The sequence below is a fragment of the Micromonospora sp. NRRL B-16802 genome (assembly GCF_001279555.1).
Lineage (GTDB): Bacteria > Actinomycetota > Actinomycetes > Mycobacteriales > Micromonosporaceae > Micromonospora > Micromonospora profundi.
This window is the reverse complement of the sequence record NZ_LGEB01000086.1, coordinates 375,841-387,084: the sequence shown is the minus strand read 5'-3', so window position 1 is coordinate 387,084 and position 11,244 is coordinate 375,841. Positions and strand designations below refer to the sequence as shown.

Genomic DNA, 11,244 nt, shown 5'->3' with positions numbered 1-11,244 from the left:
AATTGTCGCATTAGTCGGGGTGATGAACTGACACTCCGACAATTAACCGACCACACTCCGCAACGACCGGATTAGGACGCTCACATGCGACGGCAAACCGTGACCGCACACCATGTGCGTCACGGTGCACCCGGTCGGCGTACCCCCGAAGTCGCTTCGGCACACCCCGAGGGCGATCGGGACTCGGTCAGAACCGGTCGCTGGGCCGGTACAGCCCCCACACCTCGCGCAGCGTTCCGCAGACCTCGCCCACCGTGGCCCGGGCCCGCAGCGCCTCCTTCATCGGGTAGAGCACGTTGTCGGACCCCTCGGCGGCGGCCCGCAGCTCGGCGAGGGCACGGGTCACCGCGTCGGCGTCCCGCTCGGCGCGCAACCGGGCCAGCCGGTCGGCCTGCGCCGCCTCGATCGTCGGGTCGACCCGCAGCGGCTCGTACGGCTCCTCCTCGTCCACCGTGAACCGGTTGAGCCCCACCACCACGCGCTCGCTGGAATCGATCTCCTGGGCGATCCGGTACGCGGACTGCTCGATCTCCCGCTTCTGGAACCCGGCCTCGATGGCGTCCACTGCCGAACCGTGGTCGGCGACCCGCTCCATCAGTTCGACTGCGGCGGCCTCGATCTCAGCCGTCATCGCCTCCACCACGTACGAGCCGGCGAACGGGTCGACGGTGGCCGTCAGGTCCGTCTCGTACGCCAGCACCTGCTGAGTGCGCAGCGCGAGCCGGGCAGCCTTCTCGGTGGGCAGCGCGATCGCCTCGTCGAAGCTGTTCGTGTGCAGCGACTGGGTGCCGCCGAGCACAGCGGCCAACCCCTGCACCGCCACCCGAACCAGGTTCACCTCCGGCTGCTGGGCGGTGAGCTGCACGCCCGCGGTCTGCGTGTGGAAGCGCAGCATCATCGACTTCGGATCCTTGGCGCCGAAGTCGTCACGCATCAGCCGGGCCCAGATCCGCCGGGCGGCACGGAACTTCGCCACCTCCTCCAGCAGCGTCGTGCGGGCCACGAAGAAGAACGACAGCCGGGGCGCGAAGTCGTCGACGGCGAGCCCCGCGGCCAGCGCCGCCCGCACGTACTCCACTCCGTTGGCCAGGGTGAACGCGATCTCCTGCGCGGGCGTGGCACCGGCCTCGGCCATGTGGTAGCCGGAGATGGAGATCGTGTTCCACTTCGGCACCTCCTTGCGGCAGTACGCGAACGTGTCGGCCACCAGGCGCAGCGACGGCTTCGGCGGGAAGATGTACGTCCCCCGGGCGATGTACTCCTTGAGGATGTCGTTCTGGATGGTGCCGTTGAGGGCGGCGCCCGGCACCCCGTTCTCCTCGGCGACGAGCTGGTAGAGCAGCAGCAGCACCGAGCCGGGCGCGTTGATGGTCATCGAGGTGGAGACCTTGTCCAGCGGGATGTCGGCGAAGAGCAGCCGCATGTCCTCGATGGAGTCGATGGCCACGCCGACCTTGCCGACCTCGCCGTGCGCGATCGGGTCGTCCGAGTCGTAGCCCATCTGCGTGGGCAGGTCGAAGGCGACCGAGAGGCCCATCGTGCCGGCCCGCAACAGTTGGTGGTAGCGCGCGTTGGACTCGGTGGCGGTGCCGAAGCCGGCGTACTGGCGCATGGTCCACGGACGGGAGGTGTACATCGTGGGGTAGACCCCCCTTGTGTACGGGAACTCGCCCGGGCCTCCCAGCCGGGAATCCAGGTCCTCCGGGAGGTCGGCCGCCGTGTAGACGGCGTTGATCGGAAACCCGGACTCGCTTGGCCGCCATTCGCTCATCTCCGGATGGTATGGCGCGTCGGCGTCCCACCGGGTGAGGGATACCGCACACTGCGTCTCGACCGGTCGACGGGAGGTGAACGGACAAGCACGATCTGTCGACTTCACCAAACGTCCGCCGCGTCGGCTTTCGCATCGGGCGTCGGAACCAGCAAGATAGGGGGGTTGTGTCCCAGCCCCCCTCGATTTCCCCCGGTGGCTTTTCTGTGACTCAGATCCCGACGTGGAGCGGCGGACAGGTAAGTCCCGCCAGCGGACGAGCGGCGCCCGGCACCACCATCGGTGACCGGTACTCGCTGCGGTCCGCGGTGGGCAACGGCGGCATGGGCACGGTGTGGCGCGCCACAGACACCCTGCTGCGCCGCGACGTGGCGGTGAAGGAGGTGGTCCTTCCCCCGGGCCTTGCCCCCAGCGACCGCGACGCCATGTACGAACGCACACTGCGCGAGGCCCGCGCCGCCGCAGCCATCCAGCACCCCGCCGTGGTGCAGGTGTACGACGTGGTCACCGAGGCCGGTCGCCCGTGGATCGTGATGGAGCTGCTGGACGCCCGCAGCCTCGCCGACATGGTCATCGAGGACGGGCCGGTGGCCCCCCGCGCGGTCGCCAAGATCGGCATCGCGCTGCTCGGCGCGTTGGAGGTCGCGCACGCCATCGGTGTGCTGCACCGCGACGTCAAGCCCGCCAACGTGCTGATCTGCACCGACGGGCGCTGCGTGCTCACCGACTTCGGTGTCGCCCGGATGCCCACCGACGTGCAGCTCACCACCCCCGGCATGGTGCTCGGCTCGCCGCACTTCATCTCGCCCGAGCGGGCCATGGGTCAGGAGTTCGGCCCGCCGAGCGACCTGTTCTCGCTGGGCGTGACGCTCTACACCGCCGTCGAGGGGCGTCCCCCGTTCGACAAGGGTGACCCGATCGAGACCATGCACGCGGTTGTCGAGGATCCGCCGGCCCCGCCGCAGCGCAGCGGCCCGCTGACCCGGGTGCTGATGGGCCTCCTGGAGAAGGACCCGGCCCGGCGGCTGGACGTGCACACCTCCCGGGCGATGCTGCGCGAACTGCTCGCCGGCCCGCTGGGCAGCACCGCCACCGCCGTGCACTCGGTCACCGACCCGTACGCCGTGGTGCCGGTGCAGCAGCGCCCCGCGCCGATCGCCCTGCCCGCCGCGCAGGAGTCGAAGCCGGACAAGCAGATCGGCGGCCGGGCCATGCTCGCCCCGAACGAGTCGCTCACCGACCGGCTGGCCTCGCTGCGCAAGGGCGAACGCCCCCAGCCGGCCGCCGCCTCCGCCGCCGGGCTCGACGAGACGAGCGCCGACGCGCTCGCCGGCCCGCTGCACACGCCCACCGGCGCGATGCCCTCCGCCGGCCGTCCCGCAGGTGGTCGCACCTACGGCGGCAACGCCGACGCCACCCAGCGGGTGGACGCGGGCGCACACCCGGACGCCACCCAGCGGGTCACCTACGGCAGCCGAGCCGATGCCACCCAGCAGGTCCCGTACGGCGGGTCGGAGGCCACCCAGCGCGTCGGCGGCACCTACGGCGGCGGCAACCAGTGGTCGGTGCCCGGCACCGGTCAGCCCTGGACGACGCCGTCCACCGCGCCGAGCGGCGGCGCTCTCGACAAGGTCCGCGCCACAGGTGGTCAGCTGGTCGGCACCGTCAAGGGCTGGCCACGCAAGGTGCAGCTCGCCGCGGCCGGCGGGCTGGCACTGGTGCTGCTGCTCAGCGTGCTGGTGTTCTCCGGCGGCGACGACCCCGCACCGACAGCCCCGCAGGCGCAGCCCACCCCGTCGGCTGCGGCCGGTCCCAGTGTCGAGATGCAGGAGCACGTCGCGCGGGGCATCCAGGTGATGGTGCCCAAGGGCTGGAAGAAGGCCACCGGCGGCTCGTACACCGACTACATCGACCCGGAGGACAGCGGTCGCAAGGTGCGGATCATCACCGAGAAGTGGTCCAGCAGCTCCACCCGGTGGGCCGAGACGGCCGAGAACGGCCTCAAGACCAGGAGCACGTCCTGCGTCAAGCCGTACAACCAGATCGCCTCCACCGAGACCGAGCTGGCCAGCAAGCCGGCCGCCGAATTCGAGTACACCTGCGGTGAGGGCGACGCCATGCGGCACGGCATCTGGCGGGGCGTCGCGCAGGACGGCAAGGCGTACTCGTTCTACCTCACCTCGACCGACACCAAGTTCGCCGAGAGCAAGCCGATCTTCGACGAGATGGTGCGGACGTTCCAGCTCACCGGCGACGGCTGAGCCGAGGGAACCGACAGCGTTGATCCGCCGCCGTGCTATCAAGGGGCATGGCGGCGGACACCTCTGACATCGACGACATTCACGAGCAAGCTCGGCGCTGGCTGGCCGACGACCCCGACCCGGCCACCCGGGACGAGCTGACGGCGGTGATCGACAGGCTGCCGGCGAGCGCCCCCGAGTTGGCCGACCGGTTCGCCGGCCCGCTGACCTTCGGCACCGCGGGTCTGCGCGGCCCGCTCCGGGCCGGCCCGAACGGCATGAACCTCGCCGTGGTCACCCAGGCCGCCGCCGGGCTGGTCGGCTGGCTCGCCGCCCAGGGCGGCACCGGCCCCCTGGTGATCGGGTACGACGCCCGGCACGGTTCCCGGCAGTTCGCCGAGCGCACCGCGCAGGTGGCCACCGGCGCCGGCCGACCGGCGCTGTTGCTGCCCCGACCGCTGCCCACCCCCGTGCTGGCGTACGCGGTGCGCCAGCTCGGCGCGGTGGCCGGCGTGATGGTCACCGCCAGCCACAACCCGCCGCAGGACAACGGCTACAAGGTCTACCTCGGCGCGGAGTTGGGTGGTGAGCTGGGTGCCGGAGCGCAGATCGTGCCGCCGGCCGACGCCGGCATCGAGGCCGCCATCCGGGCCGTCGGCCCCCTCATCGATGTGCCGCTGGGCCGGGCCGGCGAGGTCCTCGGCGACGACCTGATCGCCGCGTACGTCGAAAGCGCCACAGCGGTCATCGACCCGGACGGGCCACGGGACCTGTCGGTGGCGTACACCCCTCTGCACGGGGTGGGTGCCGCGGTGCTCACGGCGGCGTTCGTCCGGGCCGGTTTTCCGGTCCCCGGTGTGGTCCCCGACCAGGCCGAACCCGACCCGGAGTTCCCGACCGTGTCGTTTCCCAACCCGGAGGAGCCGGGTGCTGTGGACCGACTGATCGCGCTGGCCGACTCGACGGGTGCGGACCTCGCCATCGCCAACGACCCGGACGCGGACCGCTGCGCTGTGGTGATCCGCGACGGCGGGCAGAGCTGGCGGATGCTGCGCGGCGACGAGGTGGGCGTGCTGCTCGCCGACCACCTGATGCGACGCGGCGTGACAGGGCTCTACGCCACCACGATCGTGTCGTCGTCGCTGCTGCGGGCGATGTGCGCGGCCCGTGGCCTGCCCTACGACGAAACCCTTACCGGTTTCAAGTGGATCGTCCGCGCGGGTGGCGGAAGCGCGCCACTGGTCTTCGGCTACGAGGAGGCGCTGGGCTACTGCGTCGCCCCCGCGCACGTCCGGGACAAGGACGGCATCACTGCCGCGCTGACCGTGGCCGAGCTGGCCGCCGGGCTCAAGGCGCAGGGCCGTACGCTCGCCGACCGGCTGGACGAGTTGGCCGCCGAGTTCGGTGTGCACCACACCGACCAGCTCTCCGTACGGGTGGACGACCTGCGGGTGATCGCCGACGCGATGGCCCGGATCCGGGCAGCCACCCCCACAGTCCTGCTGGGTCAGCCCGTCGACAGCGTCCGGGACCTGCTTCCGGAGTCGGACGTGGTGATCCTGCGTACCGCCACCGCGCGGGTGGTGATCCGCCCCTCCGGAACCGAGCCGAAGCTCAAGGCGTACCTGGAGGTGGTGGAGCCGGTGCCGGACGGCGACGTCACCGCCGCACGCGCCCGCGCCAGCGCGGCGATCGCGCAGCTCCGAGCCGAGATCGCAGCCGCCCTCGGCCTCTAGTGCAAGGAAGGGCCCCTTACTAACGCCTGGTGCATAGAAAGGGGCCCTTCCTAACAGTCAGCGGCGCGGACCGAGCGCCTGGTCGACGGCCCGACCCAGGGCTGCCACGACCAGGCCCACCGACGGGCGGACCACCGAGTCGTCGATGCTCACCTCGCCGGAGAAGCCGGCGCCGGTGGCGATCTCCTCCAGCCGCCGGCGGGCGTCGGCGGCGGCGTCGCCGCTCATGCCGAGCGCCGACTCCATCCGCAGCACCACGACCAGGGTTGCCAGTGCGGCTGTCCGCTCGTCGGGTGCCACCGAGCCGGTCAGCGCCTCGGTCAGCCGCTGCCGGGTGTCGGCCTCGACGGAGGCGTCCACCACTGGGTAGCGGTGGACGTGGATGAAGCCCAGCTCGGTCTCGTCGACGTCCCGCACCACGCCCTGCCGGCACAGGTCACCGAGGATCCGGTCGCGCAGGCCGTGCCGCAGGCGCTGCACCCAGGAGGCCGGGGTGTGCGGGGTGTCGGCGGCGATCCGGCCCAGCACCTCGTCGGTGACCGGCTCGCCGGTGGGCGTCGGGTCGACGACCGTCAGTGCCCCGTCGGCGTACGCGAGCCGGCCCGCCAGGGCCAACTCGATGAGGACCGCAGCGGCCATGCCCAGGTCCAGGCTGATCCGCGGCATCGTCGCCTTGCCGGTCGTGTCGTCGTAGGCGAGTAGCAGCAACTCCTCGGCGAGCGCAACACCTGTCATGGCCGCACACGCTAGCGGGTTCGCGCACCACCGCGCGCGAACCCGCCGGCACCCACCACCGACCGGGTGGCGCGTCAGAACCGGGGCATGCCGCCGAACTGGCGGTCACCGGCGTCACCGAGACCGGGGACGATGAACATGCTGTCGTTGAGCCCTTCGTCGATCGAGGCCGTGACCAGGCGCAGCGGCAGGCCGGAGCGTTCCAGCCGCTCGATGCCGACAGGCGCGGCGAGCACGCAGAGCACCGTGATGTCAGTGCATCCGCGGTCGGCAAGCAGCCGGCAGCAGTGCTCCAGCGAGCCGCCGGTGGCGAGCATCGGATCGAGCACCAGCACAGGCAGGCCGGCCAGCTCCCGGGGCAGCGACTCCATGTAGGCGCGCGGCTCGTAGGTTTCCTCGTCGCGGGCCAGGCCGACGAAACCCATCGACGACTCCGGCAGCAGGCCGAGCGCGGCGTCCGCCATGCCCAGGCCGGCCCGCAGCACGGGCACCAGCAGCGGCGGGTTCGCCAGCCGGGTGCCGACAGTGCCGGTGACCGGCGTCTGCACCGGGTACTGCTCGACGGGGAAGGAGCGCGCCGCCTCGTACACCAGCATGGTGGTCAGTTCGTGCAGCGCCGCCCGGAACGTCGAGGAATCGGTGCGCGCGTCCCGCATGGCGGTCAGCCGGGACTGGGCCAGCGGGTGGTCAATGACGTGTACGTCCACGATCGCTCAACCTACCGGGCGGACCGCGGCGGTGGTGCGGGCGCGGTCGGACCAGCGACGCCGCTCACCCGGGTCGCCCAGCCCGGGAGGCGTGAGCAAAATCACAGGGTCGTTCCGTGCGTAGACTTCGAGACATGACGGCGACAACGACGTCGGCCCGGTCGGACCTCTCCGAGCTGGGACGATCCGAGACCGCTCTGCGGACCTTCCTGCACGGCCTTCCCGGCGTGGATCAGGTCGGCGCGGAGCAGCGGGCGGCGCAGCTCGGCACCCGCTCCATCAAGACCACCGCCAAGGCGCAGGCCATCGACCTGGCGATCCGCATGGTCGACCTGACCACCCTGGAAGGGGCGGACACCCCCGGCAAGGTCCGCGCGCTGGCCGCCAAGGCGCTGCGCCCCGACCCGGCCGACCCGTCCTGCCCGCACGTCGGGGCCGTCTGCGTCTACCCGGCCATGGTCCCGTACGTCGCCGAGGTGCTGGCCGGGAGCAGTGTGCACCTGGCGAGCGTGGCGACCGCCTTCCCGTCGGGCCAGGCGCCTCTGGAGGTCAAGCTCGCCGACACTCGGGCCGCCGTCGCGGCGGGCGCCGACGAGATCGACATGGTGATCAACAGGGGCGCGTTCCTGGCCGGCCGTTACAAGGAGGTCTACGACGAGATCGTGGCCACCAAGGAAGCCTGCGGGGACGCCCACCTCAAGGTGATCCTGGAAACCGGCGAGCTTGCCACGTACGACAACGTGCGTCGCGCCTCCTGGCTGGCAATGCTGGCCGGCGGCGACTTCATCAAGACCTCCACCGGCAAGGTCCCGGTCGCGGCGACGCTGCCGGTGACCCTTGTGATGCTGGAGGCCGTCCGCGACTTCCGCGAGGCCACCGGGCGACAGGTCGGCGTGAAGCCGGCCGGCGGCATCAAGACCACCAAGGACGCGATCAAGTACCTGGTGATGGTCAACGAGACCGTCGGCGCGGACTGGCTCGACCCCGACTGGTTCCGCTTCGGCGCCTCCAGCCTGCTCAACGACCTGCTGATGCAGCGCACCAAGCTGACGACCGGCACCTACTCCGGTCCCGACTACTTCACACTGGACTGAGAGCCGATGTTCGAATACGCACCCGCCCCCGAGTCCCGCTCGGTGGTGGAAATCAAGAACGCCTATGGGCTGTATATCGGTGGGGAGTTCGTCGACCCTGCCGACGGCGGCAACTTCAAGTCGATCAACCCCGCCTCCGAGGAGGTGCTGGCCGAGATCGCCGAGGCCGGCGCACAGGACGTGGACCGCGCGGTGCGCGCCGCGCGCACGGCGTACGACAAGATCTGGGGTCCGATGCCGGGCCGGGACCGGGCCAAGTACCTGTACCGGATCGCCCGGCTCATCCAGGAACGCTCCCGCGAGCTGGCCGTGTTGGAGTCACTCGACAACGGCAAGCCGATCCGGGAGTCCCGCGACGTCGACGTGCCGCTTGTCGCCGCGCACTTCTTCTACTACGCGGGCTGGGCCGACAAGCTTCCGTACGCGGGGTTCGGCCCGAACCCGCAGCCGGTCGGGGTCGCCGCGCAGGTCATCCCGTGGAACTTCCCGCTGCTCATGCTGGCCTGGAAGATCGCTCCGGCGCTCGCGGCGGGCAACACAGTGGTCCTGAAGCCCGCCGAGACCACCCCGCTTACCGCGCTGCTGTTCGCCGAAATCTGCCAGCAGGCCGACCTGCCGGCCGGCGTGGTCAACATCGTCACCGGCGCCGGCGACACAGGCCGCGCGCTTGTCGAGCACCCCGGCGTGGACAAGGTGGCCTTCACCGGCTCCACCGAGGTCGGCCGGGCCATCGCCCGGTCCGTGGCCGGCACCCGCAAGAAGCTCACCCTGGAATTGGGCGGCAAGGCCGCGAACATCGTCTTCGACGACGCGCCCATCGACCAGGCCGTCGAGGGCATCGTCAACGGCATCTTCTTCAACCAGGGGCACGTCTGCTGCGCCGGCTCGCGGCTGCTGGTCCAGGAGAACGTGGCCGACCGCGTGCTGGAGTCGTTGAAGCGCCGGATGGCCCACCTGCGCGTCGGCGACCCTCTGGACAAGAACACCGACGTCGGCGCCATCAACTCGGCCGCCCAGCTGGAGCGGATCCGCGAGCTGTCCGACGCCGGCGCCGCCGAGGGCGCCGAGCGCTGGTCGCCGCCGTGCGAGCTGCCCGACCGGGGCTTCTGGTTCGCGCCCACCATCTTCACCGGGGTCACCCAGGCGCACCGCATCGCCCGCGAGGAGATCTTCGGGCCGGTGCTGTCGGTTCTCACCTTCCGCACGCCTGCCGAGGCCGTCGAGAAGGCGAACAACACGCCGTACGGGCTGTCGGCCGGCATCTGGACCGACAAGGGCTCCCGGATCCTGTGGATGGCCGACCGGCTGCGCGCCGGAGTCGTCTGGGCCAACACGTTCAACAAGTTCGACCCCACCTCGCCGTTCGGCGGCTACAAGGAGTCGGGCTACGGTCGCGAGGGCGGCCGGCACGGGCTGGAGGGCTACCTCAATGTCTGAGCGGGTCGCGGTACGCAAGACGTACAAGCTCTTCATCGGCGGGAAGTTCCCGCGCAGCGAGTCGGGACGGTCGTATCTCGTGCAGTCCTCGAATGTGTCACTGGCCTCCCGCAAGGACGCCCGGGACGCGGTGGTCGCCGCCCGCGCCGCCGTGAAGGGCTGGGCCGGCGCGACCGCGTACAACAGGGGTCAGATCCTCTACCGGGTCGCCGAGATGCTTGAGGGCCGCCGCGAGCAGTTCGTCGCCCTGGGCGTGCCCGGCGACGAGGTGGACGCCGCTGTGGACCGCTGGGTCTGGTACGCCGGCTGGTCCGACAAGCTCCCCCAGGTGTACGGCGGCGCCAACCCGGTCGCCGGCCCCTACTTCAACCTGTCCGCGCCCGAGCCGACGGGCGTGGTCGCGGTGGTGGCCCCGGAACGCCCGGCGCTGCTCGGCCTGGTCAGTGTGGTCGCTCCCGCGATCGTCACCGGCAACACCGTGGTGGTGGCGGCCTCCGCGACCGAGCCCCTCGCTGCGGTGACCCTTGCCGAGGTGCTTGCCACCTCCGACCTGCCCGGCGGGGTGGTCAACATCCTCACCGGCGCGATCACCGAAACCGCGCCGACGCTGGCGGCCCACATGGACGTCAACGCGATCGACCTCACCGGGGTGAGCAACTCCTCGCTCGCCACCGACCTGGAGGTCAAGGCCGCGGAGAACCTCAAGCGGGTGCTCCGGCCGGCGTCGACTGAGGTCGACTGGTCCGCCGATCCTGGCGTGACCCGGATGACCGCTCTGTTGGAGACGAAGACGGTGTGGCACCCCAAGGGGGTGTGATGCGGTCTCGGCCTTCTGGTTTTCCGGGGGAGCCCGCCCACTCCGGGCGGTCAGGCTTGATCCCCGCGTGGGCGGGCTCCCCCGGAAAACCTGACCTGGGCCGGGTCCGTTTCGGTGGTCGATCTTGGCGCTTCAGTGGCGCGCTGGCTCCTTGGAGTGGTGGTCTTCGGGCGCTGTTCTGCGTTCCCCGGTGTGCGGGGTGGGCGGGGTCTACTACCGAGGGTAGGATTGGCGCGTGACTCGGCTGGGTGATCTTGAGCGTGCGGTGATGGACGTGCTGTGGGACGTGGTCCCCGGTACGTCGGACGGTGTGACCGTGCGCGAGGTGGCCGACGCTCTCGACGGCCGTGAACTGGCCTACACCACGGTGATGACCGTGCTGGATCGACTGGCCGGCAAGGGCATGGTGCAGCGGGAGCGGGAGGGCCGGGCCTGGCGCTACCGACCCGCGGCCAGCCGTGAGGCGCACATCGCCCAGCTCATGCTCGACGCCCTCGACCTGGGCGGCAGCCGGGACGCGGCGCTGGTGCGCTTCGCCCGCTCGGTGACCGGCACCGAAGCCGAGGTGCTTCGGGCAGCCCTGGAGACCGAGGCCGGCTCGGGCTCCACCGGCGGCGACCAGGGCGGGACGGCCACGGAGTTGACGGACCGGGTGGACGGGCCGACTGGCCGGCGACCGGCCGGCGAGGCAGCGGAGCGGTAGACGC

The 11,244-nt window shown here is 71.2% G+C and carries 9 protein-coding genes; 6 read left to right on the top strand and 3 right to left on the bottom strand.

Going from position 1 to position 11,244, the window contains the following annotated elements; genetic code table 11:
- Window positions 1-187: 187 nt before the first annotated feature.
- Window positions 188-1,771 (bottom strand): methylmalonyl-CoA mutase, encoded by a 1,584-nt coding sequence (locus tag ADK66_RS24965; protein ID WP_053659335.1) that lies wholly within the window; start codon window positions 1,769-1,771, stop codon window positions 188-190.
- 206 nt (window positions 1,772-1,977) lie between these two features.
- Here ADK66_RS24965 and ADK66_RS24960 point away from each other — a divergent pair, with 206 nt between their 5' ends.
- Together ADK66_RS24960 and ADK66_RS24955 are read left to right on the top strand one after the other, a co-directional pair.
- Entirely contained in the window at window positions 1,978-4,032 is a 2,055-nt protein-coding gene (locus tag ADK66_RS24960) for a serine/threonine-protein kinase (RefSeq protein ID WP_053659334.1), read from the top strand.
- Between the two features lie 47 nt (window positions 4,033-4,079).
- Window positions 4,080-5,747 carry a phospho-sugar mutase gene (locus ADK66_RS24955; protein ID WP_053659333.1) on the top strand — a complete coding sequence of 556 codons (1,668 nt, stop codon included), beginning with the start codon at window positions 4,080-4,082 and terminating at the stop codon, window positions 5,745-5,747.
- A 57-nt stretch (window positions 5,748-5,804) separates the two neighbouring features.
- Here the strand turns inward: ADK66_RS24955 and ADK66_RS24950 are convergent, their stop codons facing one another.
- Both ADK66_RS24950 and upp read right to left on the bottom strand, forming a co-directional pair.
- Entirely contained in the window at window positions 5,805-6,482 is a 678-nt protein-coding gene (locus ADK66_RS24950) for a GPP34 family phosphoprotein (RefSeq protein ID WP_053659332.1), read from the bottom strand.
- Window positions 6,483-6,556: 74 nt separating this feature from the next.
- The gene (gene upp, locus ADK66_RS24945) at window positions 6,557-7,189 is read right to left on the bottom strand and encodes a uracil phosphoribosyltransferase (RefSeq protein ID WP_053659331.1); all 633 of its coding nucleotides are present in this window, start codon (window positions 7,187-7,189) and stop codon (window positions 6,557-6,559) included.
- 134 nt (window positions 7,190-7,323) lie between these two features.
- Here upp and deoC point away from each other — a divergent pair, with 134 nt between their 5' ends.
- From deoC to ADK66_RS24925, 4 genes are all read left to right on the top strand, one after another.
- Window positions 7,324-8,283, top strand: coding sequence for a deoxyribose-phosphate aldolase (deoC, locus tag ADK66_RS24940; protein ID WP_053659330.1), 960 nt, complete (start codon window positions 7,324-7,326; stop codon window positions 8,281-8,283).
- Between the two features lie 6 nt (window positions 8,284-8,289).
- Window positions 8,290-9,720, top strand: coding sequence for an aldehyde dehydrogenase family protein (locus tag ADK66_RS24935; protein WP_053659328.1), 1,431 nt, complete (start codon window positions 8,290-8,292; stop codon window positions 9,718-9,720).
- On the top strand, window positions 9,713-10,537 hold the full coding sequence (locus tag ADK66_RS24930) for an aldehyde dehydrogenase family protein (RefSeq protein WP_053659326.1): 825 nt from the start codon (window positions 9,713-9,715) through the stop codon (window positions 10,535-10,537). The genes ADK66_RS24935 and ADK66_RS24930 overlap by 8 nt, the downstream gene beginning before the upstream one ends.
- Before the next feature lie 235 nt (window positions 10,538-10,772).
- Complete coding sequence (locus ADK66_RS24925; RefSeq protein WP_053659324.1) at window positions 10,773-11,240, top strand: BlaI/MecI/CopY family transcriptional regulator; 468 nt, start codon at window positions 10,773-10,775, stop codon at window positions 11,238-11,240.
- Window positions 11,241-11,244 lie beyond the last annotated feature (4 nt).